Below are 22,416 nucleotides of genomic sequence, written 5' to 3'. Positions count from 1 at the left end.
AATTACGTAAGGCAACATATGCACCTGCGCTTGACGCCATGGTGCGGTGTATTTTTGTTTAGCGGTACCTTGTGTGCCGCCGTGTCCGCGCAGACCCGTCCTGAAATCGCGCCGCCCCTTCCTGCCACGCCTGGCCTCAGCCAGCGCGACGATGCCAGCCAAGAATTGATACGCCAGCAAGAACGTGAACGCCTCCTGCGCCAGCAGCAGGAACGCACGCCCGACGTGCGCCTGCTCGACGCGCCCGCTGCCGCGTCCGCCAATCGCCTGCCCGATGGCGAATCGCCGTGTTTTACCATCGATCATCTGGAACTGCGGGGCGAGGGCGCTGCGCAGTTCCAATGGGCGCTGGCCGCCGCCGGGCGCGACGATCTGGGCGCGCCGGATTCTCCGCTGGGACGCTGCCTGGGCACGCAGGCCATCAATGCGCTGATGGGGCGGCTGCAGAACGCCATCATCGCGCGCGGCTACGTCACCACGCGCGTGCTGGCCGAGCCGCAAGACCTGAGCCGTGGCACCCTGGCCCTGAGCGTGATACCGGGACGCATTCGTCAGATCGGTTTTGCGCCCGGCACGCATCCCCGCGCCACATGGTGGAACGCCGTCCCGGCGCGGCCGGGCGACTTGCTCAATGTGCGCGACACGGAACAGGCGCTGGAGAACTTCAAGCGCGTGCCGACGGCCGAAGCCGATATCCAGATCATGCCGGCCGACGGCGGCAATGCCAGGCCGGGCGAGAGCGACCTGCAAATTCAATGGAAGCAGGGCTTGCCATTTCGCCTGGCGCTGGGCCTCGACGATGGTGGCTCGCGCTCGACAGGCAAGCTGCAGGGCAGCCTGACCCTGTCGTACGACCACTGGCTGACCCTGAACGACCTGTTTTACCTGAGCCTGAATCAGAACGTCGACGGCGACCGCAACGGTCCGCGCGGCACGGCCGGCATGGTGGCCCACTATTCGATTCCCTACGCCTACTGGCTGCTGGCCTTCACGGTGAGCGACAGCCATTACCACCAGTCCGTGGCCGGCATCAGCCAAGACTATAACTACAGCGGCGCCAGCCAGAACAAGGAAGTCAAATTGTCGCGTCTGGTGTACCGCGATGCCTCCCGCAAGACGACGCTGTCCCTGCGCGGCTGGCAGCGTTCCGCGCAAAATTTCATCGACGATACGGAAGTGGAAGTGCAGCGCCGCCGCATGGCGGGCTGGGAACTGGGTATCGGCCATCGCGAATTCCTGGGCCAGGCGACGCTGGACCTGAACCTGCAATACCGGCGCGGCACGGGCGCGATGGACGCGATGGCGGCGCCCGAGGAAGCGTTTGGCGAGGGGACGTCGCGTTTCAAACTGATCCTGGCCGATGCGGCCCTCTCGGCGCCGTTCAAGCTGGCCGGCCAGCCGCTGCGCTACTCGGGCAGCTGGCGCATTCAGCACAACCGCACGCCGCTGGTGCCGCAGGACCGCTTCGCCATCGGTGGACGCTACACGGTGCGCGGCTACGACGGCGAAAGCAGCCTGTCTGCCGAGCGGGGCTGGCTGCTGCGCAACGAGCTGGGCGTGCCGCTGGGCAGCAGCGGCCAGGAAGCGTATGCCGGCCTGGACTACGGCGAAGTGTCGGGACCGTCCGCCGCCTGGCTGATCGCCCGCCGCCTGACCGGCGGCTTCGTCGGCTTGCGCGGCCAGTGGCTGGGAGTGCAGTACGACGCCTTTGTCGGCTGGCCCGTGCGCAAACCCGAGCTGTTCCGCACGGCCAGCCACACGGCCGGCTTCAGCCTGAACGCCAGTTATTAAGAAATAACAATCTAAGACGCCGCCATCCGCCAGCCGTTCTTCCATTTATTGCATTATTTGCTAGTCAGTAGGACATGTCATGAACAAGAACCTGTACCGCATCATCTTCAACAAACGCCGTGGCCAGCTGATGGTCGTCGCCGAGAATGCTTCTTCGCAAGGCAAAGCGGCCAAGGGGGAGGGCAGCCTGGACAGCGGCGTATTTCAGGGCGATGGCGGTGGCGGGATCAATGGCAAGTTGCGGCCGCTGGCCTTGGCCATATTTGGCGCGCTGGGCATGGTGGCTTTTGTGTCCGGCCCGGCCATGGGGCAGATCGTTGCCGACCCGAACGCGCCGGGCAGGCAGCGTCCGACGGTGGTGCAAAGCGCGAATGGCGTCACGCAGGTGAATATCCAGACGCCAAGCGCGGCGGGCGTCTCGCGCAATACCTACAGCCAGTTCGACGTGACGGCGAATGGCGCGATTCTGAATAACAGCCGCGGCAACGTGCAGACGCAGACGGGCGGCTGGGTACAAGGCAACCCATGGCTGGCCGGCGGCAGCGCGCGCGTCATCCTCAATGAAGTCAATTCGGCCAACCCCAGCCAGCTGCGCGGCTATGTGGAGGTGGCGGGCCAGCGCGCGGAAGTGGTCATCGCCAATCCGTCCGGCGTGGCCATCGATGGCGGAGGCTTCATCAATGCCAGCCGGGTCGTGCTGACGACGGGTACGCCAATTCTCAATGGCGGCAGCCTGGACGGTTACATGGTGCAGCGCGGCGTGGTCAGCATCAACGGGCGCGGCCTCGACACGTCGCTGAGCGATTACACGGCCATCCTGGCACGCGCCGCGCAGATCAACGGCGGCATCTGGGCGCAGGAATTGAAATTGGTGACGGGTAGCAATCAGCTCGATGCGGCACATGGCGTGGCCGGTGGCATTGCCGCTACGGGTTCCACTCCAGCCTACGCGCTGGACGTGGCGCAGCTGGGCGGCATGTATGCTGGCAAGATTACCTTGATCGGCACGGAAGCGGGCCTGGGCGTGCGCAATGCGGGCGTGATGGCGGCCACGGCCGGCAACCTGGTGCTGCAATCGAATGGCTGGTTGAGCAACAGCGGCAATATCCAGTCGGCCGGCGCGGGCAGCCAGACCAGCATTGCCGTGACGGGCGACGTGGCCAACAGCGGCACAGTGTATGCGGGCGGCGACAGCCAGGTACAGGCGCAGGGCAATATTGCCAACAGCGGCGTGATTGGCGCGCAGAATCATGTCGAGGTGCACGCCACAGGCGCGGCTTCGCGTATCGATGCCACGGCTGGCTCGGTGCTGGCGGCGGGCCTGAATCTGGACAATACCTTGACCGCCAGCGGCAAGCTCAATGTTTCTGCCGGCGACAGCATTGCCGCGCACGGCACGGCCGTGGCCGGTGGTGATGGCAGCCTGGCGGCGCGCCGACTTGATCTCGCCGATGCGCAAGTGTCGGGAGCGAATATCAGCCTGCGCGCCAGCGCTGGGGACCTCGACGCCAGCCGCGCGCAGGTCAGCGCGCGCGAACGCCTGCAGCTGGACGCGGCAAGTACCGTGCGCAACGATGGTGGACAATTGACGGGCCAACAGCTGGGGCTGAATGCGCACGACCTGTCGAACGTGGGTGGCCAGATCACGCAACTGGGTGGCAGCGATTTGGCGATTCAATTGCCGGGCACCCTGGACAACACGCGCGGCGTCATCGCCACGAATAGCCAGGCCTTGCGCCTGCACGCCGCCAGCCTGAGCAATCAGGATGGCCAGATCCAGCATGCGGGCACGGGTGCGCTGGAGATCGGCGCGGGCCAAATCAACTTGCAGCGCGCCAGCATCATCAGCAACGGCGCCATGGCGCTGACGGGAGAGAAGGTCGACCACCGCGATGCGCGCACGGTGGCGGGGCAGCTCAGCATCAATGCCGGTACCTTGGACAACCGGGGCGGCAGCCTGGCGCAGAGCGGCCAGGGGGCGACCGGCGTGCAGGTGCGCGGCGGGCTGGACAATCGCGGTGGCGCGCTGGAGAGCAATGGCGCGTTGACGGTGCAGGCGGGCAGCGTACAAAACCAGAAGGGCCGCATCGTCTCGGCCACGGATGTAGTGCTGTCGACGGGCGTGCTGGACAACACCGAAGCGACCCTGGCGGCCGGCGGCAAGCTGCGCCTGGACAGTGGCGACGTCGACAACACGCGCGGCCAGATCCAGGCGTTGGCGGACGATGCGGCCTTGACGGTCGCAAAGTTGAACAATACGGCTGGCAGCGTGTTTGCTGGTGGCAATCTTACTACCCAAGCCAGCGAAGTGCTCAACAGCGGCAACGTGTATGCGGCCGGCAGCCACGCGCTGCAGGTGAGCGGCGCGATCAGCAACAGCGGCGTGATCGCGGCGCAGGGCGATAACCGCATTGACGCCAGCCGCATCGACAGCGCGACCGGCAGCCTGCTGGGAGCCGGCATCCGCGCCGACGGCAGCCTGGCCGGCAGTGGTCAGTTGCAACTGACGGCCACGCAAGCGATCAGCGCCCATGGCCAGAATTTGGCGGCCGGCAAGACCAGCATGCACGCCACCGTTATTGACCTGAGCGGCAGCCAGACGGGTGGCGCGGCCATCGAGTTGCACGCCGGTACCGGCCATGTTGTCACCGATGGCGCACTGGTGACGACCACGGGTTTGCTGTCCGTGACGGCGGCCGGCAGCAGCCAGGCGCTGTCGAACGTGCGCGGCACCTTGAGCGCGGGCCAGCTGGAAGTGAAAACGGGATCGCTGGACAACCGCGGCGGCACGTTGATCCAGACGGGCACTGGCGATACGAAATTCACAGGCAGCACCCTGGACAACACGGGCGGCCGCATTGCCGTCAACAGCGCCAACCTGGCGTTGACGGCGGAACAGCTGACTAACCGCGACGGCAGCATCGAACACGCGGGCACGGGCAACTTGCACATTGAGACAGCGCGCTTCGATGATGAGCGCGGCAAGGTGACAGGCAATGGCCTGGTCGACATTCATGCGGGTATGATCGACCACCGTCATGCCGTCACGTCCGGGCAGCAGGTCACAGTGCAAGCCGGTCAGCTGGACAACCGCGACGGCACCGTGCAGCAGACGGGCGCCGGACAGATGCGCGTGGACGTGGCGCAGGCGCTGGACAATACGCGCGGCAGCATTGCGGGCAATGGCAGCGTGCAGGTGCAGGCTGGCGTGCTGGAAAACAGCAAGGGCCGTGTCACCTCGGCGGCGGCCGCTTCTGTCGTCAGCAAAGATGCGCTGAATAATACCGATGGCGTTATTGCCGCAACCACTGGCCTGCAAGTGAGCGGTACTGCGCTGGACAACACGCGCGGCGTATTGCAGGCGGACAATTTACGTCTGGACGCTGTGACCTTGCTGAACCAGCAGGGAACAGTGAGCGCCGGTACGGACCTGACAGCGAAAGTGAGCGGTGACCTGAACAACGCTGGCCTGCTGTACGCGGGCCGTAACCAGCAACTGACGGCCGGTGGCTTGCTGAGCAACACGGGATCGATTGCTACCGTCAACAACACCCATATTACCGCTGGCAAAGTCACCAGCAGCGGCTTGCTGGGCGCCGGCGTCAAAGCGGACGGCAGCCTGGGTACGGCAGGCGACTTGACCATCAACGCCGATGGCGTGCTGCAGGCGAGCGGACAGAACCTGGCTGCGGGCAGTGCGACGCTGAGGGGGTCCAGTGTGGATCTGTCGAACAGCCAGACGGGTGCGGCAAACATCGCCATCACGGCAACTACTGGCGATGTCGTGACGAATAAAGCCGTCATCTCGGCCAGCAATCTGCTGGCCATCACCGCCAACGCAAATAACGCCCAGTCAATGATGAACAGCCAGGGCCAGCTGGTGGGCGGACAGTTGCAGCTGAACGTGGCCAATCTGAACAACGCCAGCGGCGAGATCGTGCAGACGGGCACGGGCGATACCGTCATCACCACCGGCAAACTCGACAACACGGCGGGCCGCATCGCCGCCAACAGCGCGAACCTGGCCCTGAATGCGACAGTCTTGACGAACATCAATGGCAAGCTGGAGCATGCCGGCGCGGGCATCCTGGCGATTAACGCAGGGCAATTCAACAACCAGTCCGGCAAGATCACGGGCAATGGCAAGCTGGATATCACGGCAGTGACCCTGGATCACCGCAATGCGACGACGGTGGCGAACCAGCTGACCATCAACGCTGGCAGCCTGGACAATCGCAGCGGCAGCCTGGCACAGACGGGCGCCGGACGGATGACGGTGAGCGCTACCGGCCAGCTGGACAACACGGGCGGCAAGATCGAGGGCAATGGCGATGCGCTGGTCAACGCTCAGGTATTACTGAACAGCAAGGGCCGCATCGTGGCGGCGCAGGATGCCGTATTGAACGTGGGCAGCCTGGATAATACGCAAGGTACGGTGGCGGCGGGCCGTCACCTGAACCTTTCCGGTGGCGATATCGACAATACCAAGGGCCAGCTGCAGGCCGTGGCGGGTAACGCCATCTTGAATGTGGCGAACTTGAACAATACTGCAGGCAATGTATTTGCCGGCGCCAACCTGAACGTGACACTGGCCAGCCTGAACAACACGGGCAGCCTGTACGCAGCCGGCAACCAGACCTTGAACGCCAGTGGCGCCATCGTCAACACGGGCGTGATCGCCGCACAGGGCAACAGCAGTATCACGGCAAAGACCTTCGACAGCAGCGCAAGCAGCTTGATTGGCGCGGGCATGCAGGCTGATGGCAAGCTGGACACAAGTGGCGACCTGACGATCAGCACAACACAGGCGCTGGCCGCGCATGGCCAGAACCTAGCGGGAGGCAAGGCAACCCTGACAGGCGCCAGCGTAGACTTGGCAGGCAGTCAGACCAGCGCCGCGAACATCGGCCTGACGGCAACAACGGGTGACGTCAACACGAATAAGGCGGTCATGACAACGGCGGGCACGCTGAATGTGACGACGAGCGCCTCCCTGCACAACACGGAAGGTACTTTGCAGGCGGGGCAGTTGGATCTGCACGTGGGCAATCTGGACAACGCCAAGGGCACCATCTTGCAGACAGGCACGGGTGACACGAGCATCGTCACCGGTAGGCTGGACAATACAGCAGGCCGCATTGCCGTCAACAGCAAAGACTTGAACATCGATGCGGCCATGCTGACGAACCGCGAAGGCAAGATCGAGCATGCCGGCACGGGCATTTTGTCCGTGCCGGCTGGCGTGCTGGACAACAGCAAGGGCCGCATCACCTCGGCTGCATCGGCCGACATCGTCAGCAAGGGCGTCCTGAATAATACCGATGGGGTGATGGCAGCGACTGCCGATTTGCATGTGGGTGGCGTGAATATCGACAACACGCGCGGCGTGTTACAGGCAGACAATTTGCGTCTGGATGCTGTGACCTTGCTGAACCAGCAAGGCACGATCAGCGCCGGCACGGACTTGACGGCGAAAGTGAGCGGTGACCTGAACAACGCGGGCCTGCTGTACGCGGGCCGCAACCAGCAACTGACGGTGGGTGGCTTGCTGAACAACACGGGATCGATTGCTTCCGTCAACAACAGCCATATTACGGCGAGCAAAGTCACCAGCAGCGGCTTGCTGGGCGCTGGCGTGAAAGCGGACGGTAGCCTGGGTACGACAGGCGACTTGACCATCAATGCGGATGGCGTGTTGCAGGCGAGCGGGCAGAACCTGGCGGCAGGCAGTGCGACGCTGACGGGTTCCAGTGTGGATCTTTCGGGTAGCCAGGCGGGCGCAGCAAACATCGCCATCACGGCAAATACTGGCGATGTCGTGACGAACAAGGCCGTGATTTCCGCCAGCAACGTGCTGGCCATCACGGCCAACGCGGCCAACGCGCAGTCGCTGGTGAACAGCCAGGGCCAGCTGGTAGCCGGTCAGTTGCAGCTGAATGTGGCCAACCTGAACAACGCCAACGGCGACATTGTGCAGACGGGCACGAGCGACACTGTCATCACCACTGGAAAACTGGACAACACGGCCGGCCGCATCGCCGTCAACAGCGCGAACCTGGCTTTGAACGCCGCGGTATTGACGAACATCCATGGCAAGCTGGAACACGCGGGCGCCGGCATCCTGGCTATCAACGCAGGCCAGTTCAACAACCAGTCCGGCAAGATTACGGGTAATGGCAAGCTTGATATCACGGCGTCGGCCTTGGACCACCGCAATGCCACCACCATCGCCAATCAGCTGACGGTTAACGCGGGCAGCCTGGACAACCGCGCCGGCAACCTGGCCCAAACGGGTAGCGGCTTGATGAGTATCAATGCGACCGGCTTGCTGGATAACACTGGCGGCAAGATTGAAGGCAATGGCGATACGCTGGTGAAAGCGGATACGTTGCGGAACAACAATGGCCGCATCGTGGCGGCGCAGGATGCTGCGTTGAACTTCGGCAGCCTGGACAACACGGATGGCACGGTGGCGGCTGGGCGTCATCTGGCACTGTCAGGCGATGATGTCGACAATACAAAAGGTCAATTGCAGGCCGTGGCGGGCAACGCCACCTTGAACGTGGCGAACTTGAATAATACCGCAGGCAACGTGTTTGCCGGCGCCAACCTGAACGCCACCTTGGCTAGCCTGAACAACACCGGCAGCCTGTATGCGGCTGGCAATCAGACCTTGAACGCCAGTGGCGCTATCTTGAACACGGGCGTGATCGCGGCGCAGGGCAACAACAGTATCACGGCAAAGACCCTCGACAGCAGCGCAAGCAGCTTGATCGGCGCGGGCATGCAGGCCGATGGCAAGCTGGGCACAACCGGCGACCTGACAATCAGCACAACGCAAACGCTGGCCGCGCATGGCCAGAACATGGCGGCGGGCAGCGCCAATCTGACAGGTGGCAGCGTGGATCTGGCTGGTAGCCAGACCAGCGCGGAGAACATCGGCCTGACGGCCACTCAGGGCGATGTCGGCACGAACAAGGCGGTGGTGATGACGCCAGGCACGTTGAATGTGACGACCAGCGCCGCGTTGCACAACACTGACGGTACCTTGCAGGCGGGCCAACTGGATCTGCATGTGGGCAATCTAGACAACACCAAGGGCACCGTCTTGCAAACGGGCACGGGTGATACCGGCATCCAGACGGGCAATCTTGACAACACGGCCGGCCGCATCGCCGTCAACAGCACGAACTTGAATATCGATGCCGTCAAGGTTACGAACCAGGATGGCAAGATCGAGCATGCGGGCACGGGGACGCTGAATGTGCAGGCGGGTATGCTGGACAACAGCAAAGGCCGCATCACGTCGGCGGCAGCAGCTTCTGTCGTCAGCAAAGGTGTGCTGAACAATACCGATGGCGTGATGGCAGCGACTGCCGACTTGCATGTTGGCGGCGTGAATATCGACAACACGCGCGGCGTCTTGCAGGCGGACAATTTACGTCTGGATGCCAGCACCTTGCTGAACCAGCAGGGTACGGTGAGTGCCGGCACGGACCTGACGGCGAAAGTGACCGCTGACCTGAACAACGCGGGTCTGCTGTATGCGGGCCGCAACCAGCAACTGACGGTGGGCGGCCTGTTGAATAACACGGGATCGATTGCTTCCGTCAACAACACCCATGTTACGGCTGGAAAAGTCACCAGCAGCGGCCTGCTGGGCGCGGGTGTCAAAGCCGATGGCAGCCTGGGCTCGGCTGGTGATCTCACGGTTAATGCCGATGGCGTGCTGCAGGCGAGCGGCCAGAACCTGGCGGCGGGCAATGCCGTGCTGACGGGCGCGAATGTGGACCTGTCGGGCAGCCAGACGGGCGCAGGAAATATCGTCATCACCGCACGCAGCGGCAATGTACTGACGAACAAAGCCGTCATCTCGGCCAGCAATGTGCTGGCCATCACGGCCAATGCAAACAACGCCCAGTCACTGGTGAACAACCAGGGCCAGTTGGTGGCAGGACAGTTGCAGCTGAACGTGGCCAATCTGAACAACGCCAGCGGCGACATTGTGCAGACGGGCACGAGCGACACCGTTATCACCACTGGAAAATTGGACAACACGGCCGGCCGCATCGCCGTCAACAGCAATAATCTTGCCCTGAACGCGACGGTGTTGGCGAACATCAATGGCAAGTTGGAGCATGCTGGCGCTGGTGTGCTGGCCATCAACGCGGGCCAGTTCCACAACCAGTTCGGCAAGATCACGGGCAATGGCAAGGTCGACATCACTGCTGCAACGCTGGATCACCGCAATGCGATGACGGTGGCCAATCAGCTGACCATCAACGCCGGCAGTTTGGACAACCGTGCCGGTAGCCTGGCACAGACGGGTACCGGACTGATGACGGTGGCGGTTACCGGCCAGCTGGACAACACGGACGGTAAGATCGAGGGCAATGGCGATGCGCTGGTAAGGGCCTCCACCTTGCTGAACAGCACGGGCCGCATTGTGGCGGCGCAGGATGCCGTATTGAACGTGGGCAGCCTGGATAATACGCAAGGTACGGTGGCGGCGGGCCGTCACCTGAACCTTTCCGGTGGCGACATCGACAATACCAAGGGCCAGCTGCAGGCAGTGGCGGGTAACGCCATCTTGAATGTGGCGAACTTGAACAATACCGCAGGCAATGTATTTGCCGGCGCCAACCTGAACGTGACGCTGGCCAGCCTGAACAACACGGGCAGCCTGTACGCAGCCGGCAACCAGACCTTGAACGCCAGTGGCGCCATCGTCAACACGGGCGTGATCGCCGCACAGGACAACAGCAATATCACGGCAAAGACCTTCGACAGCAGCGCAAGCAGCTTGATTGGCGCGGGCATGCAGGCTGATGGCAAGCTGGGCACAAGTGGCGACCTGACGATCAGCACAACACAGGCGCTGGCCGCGCATGGCCAGAACCTGGCGGGAGGCAAGGCAACCCTGACAGGCGCCAGCGTAGACTTGGCAGGCAGTCAGACCAGCGCCGCGAACATCGGCCTGACCGCGACCCAGGTCGATGTCAATACCAACAAGGCGCTGGTGACGACGTCAGGCACATTGAGCATCACGAGCAATGCCACCTTGCACAACACGGAAGGCACGTTGCAGGCGGGCCAGCTCGACCTGCACGTGGGCAATCTGGATAACGCCAAGGGCACCATCTTGCAGACAGGCACGGGTGACACGAACATCGCCACCGGCAATCTGGACAATACAGCGGGCCGCATTGCCGTCAACAGCAAAGACTTGAAAATCGATGCCGTCACCGTCACCAACAAGGACGGCAAGATTGAACATGCGGGTACGGGAAGCCTGGCTATCAAGACGCCAACACTCGATGGTAGGGGGGGCACGATTATCGGTAATGGTCTTGTTGATATCGCTGCTGGGGAATTTAATCACAGTAAGGCAATTACATCGGCAAACCAGCTGCTTGTTCACGCCGAGGCGATGAATAACCAGGGCGGAAAGTTGCAGACGACCGGCAAGGCCGAAGTGCACGTGCAGCAAGGTCTGGAAAACGGTGGCGGCATCATTGCGGCAAATGGTCTGTTGCAAGTCACGGCCGCCAGACTCGATAATGCCAAGGGCAGCATCAATGCTGCCGCCGATGCCAGTATCCTGGTGCTCGGTGCGCTCAACAATACGGGGGGCGTGATTGCTGGCGGGGAAACCTCGCAGCTGACAGCGCAAGCCATCGACAATACGCATGGCGTGCTGCAGGCGGGGAAAGGAAAATTGGGGATCGATGCCGGCAGCCTCCTTAATATTGGCGGTGAAATCAGCGCCGGGACAGATCTGACGGCGACGGTACACGGCGACATGAATAATGCCGGCCTGTTGTATGCCGGGGGCGAACAGTCGCTGAAGGTGTCGGGTGCGCTCGTCAATACGGGCTCCATTGCGGCGCTGGGCAGCACCACTGTGGCAGTGGGCAGCATGACGGGCAACGGGTTGCTTGCTGCGGGATTGAAGACGGACGGGACGTTGGCGCAAACGGGGGACTTGAGTGTCCGCGCTGGCGGTGTCCTGCAGCTAGGCGGGAAAAATCTTGCTGCCGGCAACATCGTATTGGACGGTGCGGCGCTTGATCTTTCGGGCAGCCAGACCAGCGGTGTCAGTATCGCCTTGGCCGCCGGTAGCGGTGACATCAACACCGCGCGCGCGACGGTCAGCACGCCGGGCCTGCTGAGCATCATGGCCAGTGTGCAGAACGGTCAAACCTTGCTCAACCAGCAAGGTAGCTTGAACGCCGGACAGCTCGACTTCCGCTTAGCCAATGTAAACAATGCCGGCGGCAGCATTATTCAGACAGGGAGCGGCGATAGCGCCATTGTACTGACAGGAACTGACGGTAGCCTGGACAATACAGGCGGACGCATTGCCGCCAACAGCCAGAACTTGCAATTAAAAGCAGCGAAGTTGACGAATACGGATGGCAAGATCGAGCACGCCGGTAGCGGCACACTGACGATCAGCGCGGCGAACTTGTATGCGCAGCGGAGCCAGATTACGGGCAACGGCGCACTGGACGTGCGGGCTGATTATGTGGATCACCGCAACGGCAGTGCAATTGCACAGCAAGTAAATTTTGCGACCGGGACGCTGGACAACCGCCACGGCGAACTGTTGCAATTGGGAACCGGCAAGGCATCGATTACGGCCAGCATCAGCCTGGATAACGGAAACGGCAAGATTGAAAGCAACGGCAGCGCTGTGCTGGACACGGGCCTGTTGTTGAACCAATTCGGGCGCATCGTGTCCGGCGGCTCGCTGGAGGTGGGTGCAAGCGGTGGACTGGATAACAGCGATGGTACCGTAGCCGGCAGCAAGGGCCTGTCGCTGACGGCGGGCGATGTCAATAATGCGCGCGGCAGCTTGCAGGCGTTGACTGGCAATGCCAGCTTGCATGTGAAGGATTTCAGCAATATTGGCGGCAGTGTATTTGCCGGCGCTAATTTGTTGACACAAGCAGCCAATGTCATCAGCACGGGCAGCCTGTACGCGGGCGGTACTCAGACACTGACCGCTATTGGCAAGCTCAGCAACAGCGGTGTGGTTGCTGCGTTGGGCGACACCAGCATTTCCGCAGCCAGCCTGGACAGCAGCAAGGGTGGCTTGATTGCTGCAGGCATGCAGGCGGATGGGAAACTGGCCGCGACGGGCAATCTTGCGATCACGACAGGACAGGATTTGCGCGCTGCAGGACAGAATTTAGCGGCGGGAAATATCGTTCTCAAGGGGAGTGCGCTTGACTTGGACGGTAGTCTCAGCAACGGTGCCAATATCGCACTGACAGCTACCGGCGGCAACATCAGTACCAGTGGCGCCATCGTCAATACCATCGGCACTTTGAGTGTTGACGCACAGTCCAATAGTGGGCAGCGCTGGAATAACAGCTCGGGCGAGATTGTTGCCGGGCAGTTGCAGGTGCAAACAGCGAACTTGAGCAACAACAAGGGCAGTATCGTGCAAAGCGGTAGTGGCGATACCTCCATCGTGATGCGGGCACCGGGCGGCATTCTTGACAATACCGATGGCCGTATTGCCGTCAACAGTACCAACTTGACACTGGGGGCGGGCACCCTGGCCAATGTGGGCGGAAAAATTGAGCACGCCAGCAACGGCTTGTTGGCCATCGATGTGGGGGCCTTCAATGGGCAACGGGGCCAGATCACGGCCAACGGGAAACTGGATATTACCGCAACGAGCATCGATCATCGCAATGCCAGCACGCAAGCTGGACAACTGACGATCAAGACAGGCAACCTGGATAACAATCAAGGCGAGCTGATTCAGCTGGGGCAGGATGCGAGTAGCATCGCTGTCTCGCAGACACTGAATAATCAAGGTGGCAAGATCGCCAGCAATGGCAATGCCATGGTGAGCGCACAGACGCTGAATAACCAGGGCGGCACCTTGCAGGCTGCAGGCATATCCACGCTGCATCTGACTGCTGGCGCGAGCCTCGACAATACCAGCGGCACGATCGCAGCCGGCGGCAGTGCCACGCTGCAGGTGGGACGTCTGCTCAATCAAAGTGGCTCCCTGACCGCCAGCGGTGCCATGACGGTAACGGCTGCACAGGCGCTCGACAATTCGGCTGGCCTGTTGGCGGCCAATGGCAATCTGGACCTGAACGCGTCCAGTCTCGACAATACGGGCGGCAAACTGGCCAGTATCACGGGCAATCTGATCGCCAGTACGGGCCAGTTGCTCAACGATAGCGGGAAAATACAGGCAGGTGGCGACATCACCGTGCATAGCGCGAGCCTCAGCAATTCTCTGGCGGCAGGCCATGCGGAGGCGGGTAGCATCACGGGCCGCAATGTCAGTATTGATACAAACGGCCAGACGCTGGGAAATTCCCTGGGGACTATTGCCGCTACGCAAACACTGAATTTGCAGACGGGGGCGCTGAACAATGAAGGCGGCCTGCTCCAGGCAGGAGGTCCGCTGGTGCTCAACACGCAAGGTCAGACCTTGAATAACAGCAATGCGTCGGCCTATGCGGTACGTCATCCGGGTGCGGCGGGCGGCATCAGCAGCGGCGCTGGCGTGACCTTGGCGACGGGCGGCTGGAACAACGTTGGCGGGTACTTCGGCTCTGCCGGCCAGGTCAGCGGCAGCAGCGGCTATATCGATAACCGCAACGGCAAAATAGTCTCGACTGCTGGCCTCGATCTTGCTATTGGAGGATTGGGAAATCAGGGTGGACAAGTACAAGTCGTGGGTAACCTGGGCTTGCAGGCAGGGAGCGGCACGATCGACAATACCTCCGGCCTGATCCGCAGCGGCGCCACGGTAACCCTCGGCGCAGGCGCGATTGTCAATCAATCCACACAGGGTGCCAGCCAGGGAATAGAGGGGCGGGACGTCAATCTGTATGCGGCAAGCGTGAACAATAGCCAGGGTGGCTTGCGTGCTGATAATAATTTGACTATCCGCAGCAGCGGCAGCGTGAACAACACTGCTGGTCTCATCAGCGCAAACAATACCGTCGGTGTGCGGGACGATGGCAGCAACCGTACCCTGGCGATAGCGAATGCCGGCGGTACCTTGATTGGCGGCCAACTGGCCGCCATCCGGGCGGCGACCTTGAGCGGCGCCGGCAACGTGATGTCGAAAGGCGACTTGAATCTCGACCTGGCTGGCAACTACACGGTCGATGCCGGGGCGCAGGTAATTGCCAATCGTAACGCTACGCTGGCGGTTTCGGGCAATCTCGTCAATGCAGGCAAAGTACAGGCAGGCAACACGCTGGCAATCAATGCCGGCAATCTCGATAACACCGCGAGCGGCGACATCAATGCCAATCTCAGCCAGGTGAGGGTAGGCGGCACGCTGATTAACCGCGGGGTGATCGATGGCGTGTACACGCAGATCGACGCGGGCACCGTGAATAATATCGGTAGCGGACGCATCTACGGTAGTGAGCTGAGCATCGCCGCAGGCACGTTGAATAACGATGTTGAAGGCGGCCTCGCCGCGACCATCGCTTCGCGTGGTAGCCTGGATATCGGTGCCACGACAATCAGCAACCGCGAGCATGCGCTGATCTTCAGCTCAGGCGATATGGCCATCGGCGGTAGCCTGGATGCCAATCGGCGGGCCAGCGGCCGGGCTGAGAGCTTGACTAATGCCAGTGCGACGATTCAGGCGCTTGGCGATCTAACCTTATGGTCCAATGAAGTCTATTTGCTGAACAATCACTTCAAGGTTGAATTCACGACGCAAGGCAAGAAAGAGCGTTTCTCAGAGTTCATGCCCTATGACGGTAACACCTATACAGAAGGAGATCCTGGAGTCTATACCAAGATCAATTCCAGCCGTGAACTCGAACTCTATGTGCCTGGAAACATGTTCAGCAAATTTATCTGGCGAACGTATAGTCGTACGATCACTACCAGCACAGTGACCGAGTCAGATCCAGCGTTAATAACGGCAGGTGGAAATCTGACGGTGATCGCGAATACGGGCGTTAACGAAAATAGCCGTTTTATCGCTGGCAAGACGTTGAACGTTGAAAACAAGATAGAGAATCGTTACACAGGGAACCAGACGTTGATCACCAAAGTAGGTTCAGACACCTACTATGAGTATGAGCATTTGGATGTCGTCGAAGATTTGGGATCGAACATTGGACCAAGTAACGATTTCCGTACTGAAAAAGTCTACGAGGTAGAAGTCATTAATGGTGCCCCTGTTTCCGGCGTCAATCCGGTACCTGCACCTGTCAATGGCGTAGCAAGCCGGCAGGGAGTGACTTCCAGCGATGCTCCCAATGCGGCTGGCGCTACCAATGTGCAGGTTTCATTGAACAACGTCAGCAGCGCCACCTTGACGATGGCAGGCGTTAACCCTACTAGTGGAGAATCCGCCAGTGCTGTAACCGGCTCTGGCGGTTCGTCTGGTAGCAATGCCCTGGGTGAGGCGGGCAAAGCCGGGGCAATGGGGACGGTAGGCGGCCGCGTCGTTGATCGGGTCTCTGGTGCAGGTGGAGCCGGTCATGTCTCGACTATCGATCAGACGTCCTTGGAGACGAACGGCGCCGCAATCCGCGCTGATCAGGCAAAAGCCGTCCAGGCCCCTGATGCTACCGGCCGTGCCGGTACGGCCGGGCAACAGGGCAGTATTGACAGGGTGTCGGGTGCGTCGGCCGGAGCGGCCTCGGGAACAGTGCCTGTTGCCGGTATTGCGGATCCCAGCAAGCTGGAGGCCGGTACTCAGAGCGGCCCACAAAGCGTGCATGCCGCTGCAGGCATACACGGTAGCGACCGAACGGATAATGCGGGCTTGGTCGCCAATATCGGCGAAGTTGCCAACAACGGTGTGCAGGCGGTGAGTGGCGCTGGTGGTGTTGCCAATGCCGGCAAGTTGGCAGTGGCGGCAGTGGGAAGCGCCGCAGGGATCGCAAATGGCGCCGGGCCGGTTGGCAGCGATCGGGCAGGCAATGCCGGCAAGTCAAACAGTATCGCCGCGGTCGCCGTCCAAGCGGTATTGAAGGCGGATGGGGTGGCCGCTGTCGCCCAGACTGATATCAAGGGTGGCGAAACCGCCAGCATTGGTGCGGCCATGGGAGCGGCGGCGAAGGCTGCTCCCGGCGCCACGGTAGGCCAGGCACGATCCGCGCAGATACAGCAGGTGGCGCTGACGAATCCGCATGGCAAGGCCGAGGTGGTCAGGACGGGCGCCAAGCCCGTGCAGTTGCCGAACGCCAGCCTGTTCAAGATCAGCCCGTCGGCCTCGGCGCATTATCTGGTCGAGACCGATCCACGTTTCGCCAGCTACCGTACCTGGACGGGGTCCGACTACATGAGCAGCAAGGTACAGCTTGACCCGGCTGTCACACAGAAGCGCCTGGGCGATGGCTTCTATGAACAACAGTTGGTCAGGGAGCAGTTGGCCGACCTGACCGGCCACCGTTTCACTGGCGACTATACGAACGACGAGGAGCAATACCGTGGTCTGATGGACGCCGGCGTCGGTTATGCCCAGCAATGGGGTCTCCGTCCCGGCGTGGCGTTGACGGCGGAACAGATGGCGGCACTGACCAGTGACATTGTCTGGCTGGTTGAACGCGAAGTGACGCTGGCCGATGGCAGCACGCAGAAGGCGCTTGTGCCGCAAGTGTATGTGCGCTTGCGCGCCGATGATATCGATGGCACGGGCGCGCTATTGGCAGGCAAGGACGTCAACATCAATATCAAGGGAGATCTGACCAATAGTGGCACCATCGCCGGACGCAATGTGGTATTGCTGAATGCTGAGAATGTGAATAATCTGGGCGGCCGCATTGACGGCGATGCCGTTGGCATTGCAGCGCGTAATGATTTGAATAACATCAGCGGTACCATCTCGGCCAACAGCACCTTGCAGGCAAGCGCCGGACGCGATATCAATATCGCCACAGCGACGTTTGGTCAAGGACGCGATTTTGACCGCGTGGCGGGCCTGTATGTCAGCGGAGGCGAATCAGGCGGTGGCAACATGATGCTATCGGCCGGGCGGGACGTCAGTATCGCCGGCGCCATCGTCAGCAATACCGGCAAAGGCGGTGCAACCACCATCTCTGCTGGGCGTGACCTGAGCGTGACCACAGTCGTTGCGTCTGCCAGTGAAGGCCTTTCAGCGGCGCGCGTCAAGGATATGGCGAGCGAGGTGCAAAGCGATAAAGTGACATTGATTGCAGGCAATGATATCAATAACCGCGGTAGTAGCATCGTGGCCGAAACGCAATTGCTGGCCAGTGCCGGACGTGATATCAACATTGTTACGACCACAGTCAGCACCGGCAGAGAGCGACGTACCGACAGCAGTATTGTTACAGATACCAGCACAGTCGTTGATAAAGTCGCCGGCATGTACGTGACGGGCACGGGCGAAGGCAATGCCCTGATCGCCCAGGCAGGGCGCGATGTCACGGTGACGGGCGGTGTCATCGCCAACGCGGGCGTGAATGGCCTGACCAGCATGGTTGCTGGCAATAACCTGACCCTCAACACCGTCGCCGTCGCCTCGACGCACGATAACGTGCGCAACGCTGACAATTACAGCAAACAGAGCAAGACCAGCGAAGTAGGCAGCCAGATCATGGGCGCCGGCAACGTCAATTTGCAGGCGGGCCATGATCTGACGGCACGCGCGGCGGATGTGCAGGCACAGGGAACGTTGGGCCTGGTGGCGGGCAATGACATCAGCCTGGTCAATGGCTTCCAGAACGAAGTGACCGATGTTGCCAGCAAATCGACGAAGAAGGGTTTCTGGAACAAGACTACCACCACCAAGCACGATGTGGTCGATACCACCACGGTCATCGGCACCTCGCTTGGCGGCGGCAGCGTGACGGTGCAGGCCGGGCATGATTTGCAAGTTACGGGTTCGAGCATCTTGAGCGACGATGCGACGAAATTACTTGCGGGTAACAACATCACTATCGATGCGGCCACCAATACCGTGTACGAGCTGCACCATTCCAGCACCAAGAAAAGCGGTTTCATGAGCAGTGGCGGCATCGGCTTCAGCTATGGCACCAAGACCACGACCGTAGACCAGGAACGGGACGCCACCTTGCAAAGCGGCGAGGCGCGCAGTTCGATCGGCGCCACGGGCGGCGCGCTGACGATGGTCGCCGGCAATAACGTGACGATAGGCGGCAGCGATATTCTTGCCGCCACCGATCTCGACATCATCGGCAAGAGCGTCACCATCAAGCCGGGGCAAGACAATGAGAAGGGCAAATTCGAAGTCAAGACGACGCAGGATGGCTTGACCTTGGCCCTGGGTGGCAGCGTGATCAGCGCCATCCAGACCTTGCAAACCATGAGTTCGGCGGCCAGCACGGCCAAGGATGGCCGCGTTACGGCCATGGCGGCGGCCACGGCGGCCATGGCCGCCAAGGACGCTGCCAAGGACATGATGAAGGAAGGCGGTCCAAGCATCAGCATCAGCCTGACGGCGGGCCATTCGGAAAGCATCCAGACGCAAAACACGGCTAGCACCACGCATAGCGGCAGCGTTTTGACGGGTAATAATATCAACATCACGGCCATGGCCGGTGGCAAGGATAGCAACATCAATATCCTGGGCAGCGACCTGAACGCGAAAAATGATATTCGCCTGCATGCCGATAACAATGTCAACCTGCTGGCGGCACAGGATACGGAAAGCCAGCACAGCAAGAGTTCCAGCATGAGCGCGTCGGCTGGCGTGGCGGCCAGCGTCAGCAGCAAGGGCATGTCCTTCGGCTTCACGGCCAGCGTCAGCGGCAGCAAGGGGCATGAGGACGGCGATGGCACGACGCAGCTCAATACGCATGTGAATGCGGGCGACAAGCTGGTCATCACAAGCGGTGGCGACACCAACATCAAGGGCGCCGTCGCCAGCGCCAATCAGGTCATTGCCGACATCAAGGGCAACCTGAACCTGGAAAGCCTGCAGGACACGGCCAAGTTCGACAGCAAGAGCCAGAGTTTCTCCGCCAGCGGTACCGTCGGCTTTGGCGCAAGCTTTAGCGGCAGCTATAGCCAGAGCAAGATGCACAACGACTATGCCAGCGTGCAGGAACAAAGCGGCATCAAGGCGGGCGACGGCGGCTTTCAGATCAAGGTGGGCGGCAATACGGACCTGAAGGGCGCCGTCATCAGCGCGACGGAGGCGGGCAAGCTGGACAGCAGCTTGATCACCTCGACCTTGACGCATAGCGATATTGCCAATCATGCGATTTCGAAGGGCAGCAGTGTGGGGATGTCGGGTGGAATGTCGTTCGCAGGTACGGGGCCTAAAAACGATAACCTCACCAATGTCGGCGGCGAGAAGGATGCCAAAACCGCAGGTTTGCCAATTATCGTAGGGACTAGCGAAAATTCCAGCAGCACCACGCGCAGCGGCATCAGCGGCGGCACACTTGTCATCACCGATGACGCGGTCCAGCGCTCGGCGACGGGCAAGGGGGTGGAAGAAGCCATCGCGGGTGTGAACCGCGATGTGACGACCGGAGTGGATAGCAGCGGCAAGATTGGCAACAACTTCGATAAGGCCAAGCTGCAGGCGACGATGGACGTGACCAAGGAATTCGTCAAGGCAGCGGCGCCGCTGGCGGCGAACCTGGTGGGCGAAATTGGCAAGGAGAAACAAGATGCTGCGCTGCGCGACGTCCTGAGGTATGACGAACTGAGCGAGCAAGCGAAGGCGAATGGCGATATCGAGCAGGCGAACGATTACACCGCTAAAGCTGCGGAAGCAAAGCGGACAGCCGACAACTGGGGCGACAACGGCGTCTACCGGATCGGCTTGCACGTGGCTGCCCAAAGTTTGATTGGTGGCGCTGCGAACGGTAGTGGGGGCGCGTTAGGCGCCGCTGGTGGCGTCGTGGCGGGCAATCAGGGCCAGCAACTGGGTAAGTCACTAGGCGAAGCTGCGGCCGCCAAACTGGACTTGACGGACGAGGCCAGAACAACGCTCGTCAACACCTATCAGGAAACTTTCGCCACGCTGGGTGGAGCGCTGGGAGGACTTGTGGCTTCGGCCGCAGGTGGCCAGGGTGGCGCTAGCACGCTGACCGGCGTGGCGCAGGGCGCAGGCACGGCGCAGACGGTGGACCTCAATAACCGTCAGCTGCACTTGAGCGAAATAGATTTCCTGCACGACAAATCGCGTATCGGGCGGTATATCGCCTATATGGAGGGAAAAGGCCAGAAGTTGACGGAAGCACAGGCCAGTCAGGCACTCGACCGTTTCGGCGCCGCGATGGTTGACGAGCATTGGGCGGCACTCAACGGTCGCGATGCAGGCACCGAGGCATTCATCAAAAAGGAAGCCGCTTCGGCCAAATTGAGCTACGCCGATGATGCCGGCCGGCACGCTGGCTTCGTGGTGAAATCGCTGAACGAATATCGTGACGAACGAATTAACCTCAGGACAATGATAGACATCGGCGGCGCCAATGCCAACGTCACCGCGTTCCTGAATAACCAGATCAATACCCGCCGGGATGCCAGCTCGCAGCTTCGGTACGACGCTGGCTTTGCGAAGGGGCAAAAGGACGCGCGCAGAGATTCAACGATCCTCGGTGACGTCGGCAATTTCATCGGCGGTATTGTATCGATTCCCAAGTACTTGATTCAATCGGCGACGAGTGACAAGGTAGGAATGTTCGATGAAATGCGCGAAAATGCTGCGTACAGTACGCTGCTGGCAATTCAGGGACGGCAGTCTGAAATGGGTTACATTGCTGGTCGGAAGATGGAGGATCTGGTCCGGACTGCACCTGTCAACGTACTCACAGCGGAACTTGGCGGTGCGGCGCTTGCCGGTGGTGTACGCATTGCTGTGAATGTATCGAAGGCCGGCGCCGATATGCTTGGCGGCACCACGACCATCATCCGGAATGCTGAAATATTGGATCGCAATGGTGTTGTTGTCGCAATCCAAAATACCAAGACAGGCGGGTATGAGGCAGTGGCGCAGCAGACCACTGGTGCCCAGGTTCCTGCGTTACCACAAGGGCCTGGCGTAGGAAATTCGCCAGTGGCGAGCACCGCAAAACCAGGTGTTCTTCTATTGGGTGGCGGGGCAAATAGCAGTGCTGGAACGTTTAATCTTCCGAAAGTGATCTCACACTCGGATCTTGGTGTTGAACTTGGAAGTGGAGCCGAGAAAACCGTTTATTCGTTGACTGGAAACAGGAATTTAGTTGTTGCTGTTCAGAATTCTGGCAGTCAATCGTTGATCGATCAAGAGATTAATGCATTGAATCACCTTAGCGATCATGGGATGCCAGTTGTCAAAAACTATGGATCAGTAATGGTGGATGGTAAGCCTGCGATCGTGCTTGAAAATATACCCGGTATGTCATCAAGGGATATTTATATTGAAGGTATTACTGGCGTGCCTAGTGATGGATACGTGACCGGAAATAAAGGTGCTACTTCTCTCCTTAGTTCAAAAAGTGTGATGGATTTGCAAAATATCCGGTCATTGCTAATAGATAAGGACATTGGAGTTAATGACCTGCAGTTCCTGATTGGGAAGGATGGGAGAGTTGTTGTAAATGATCCAATGTCAGTGACTAACTCGGTCAAGCCGTCCAATTTGCAGTTGATAGATCGCTTGATCTTAATCGCAAAAGCAAAAAAATAACGGAA

At 60.6% G+C, this 22,416-nt stretch carries 2 protein-coding genes; both read left to right on the top strand.

The annotated features are described in order from the left end of the window. Window positions 1-18: 18 nt before the first annotated feature. Entirely contained in the window at window positions 19-1,791 is a 1,773-nt protein-coding gene (locus ACQ4WR_RS03540) for a ShlB/FhaC/HecB family hemolysin secretion/activation protein (protein ID WP_436485349.1), read from the top strand. A gap of 79 nt (window positions 1,792-1,870) precedes the next feature. Further along, on the top strand, window positions 1,871-22,411 hold the full coding sequence (locus tag ACQ4WR_RS03535) for a two-partner secretion domain-containing protein (RefSeq protein ID WP_436485348.1): 20,541 nt from the start codon (window positions 1,871-1,873) through the stop codon (window positions 22,409-22,411). The last annotated feature ends 5 nt before the right edge of the window (window positions 22,412-22,416 follow it).

Origin of the sequence: Janthinobacterium amylolyticum (assembly GCF_051380655.1) — a bacterium.
Lineage (GTDB): Bacteria > Pseudomonadota > Gammaproteobacteria > Burkholderiales > Burkholderiaceae_D > Janthinobacterium.
The sequence above is the reverse complement of the archived record's forward strand: the minus strand, read 5'-3'. Positions and strand labels throughout refer to the sequence as shown.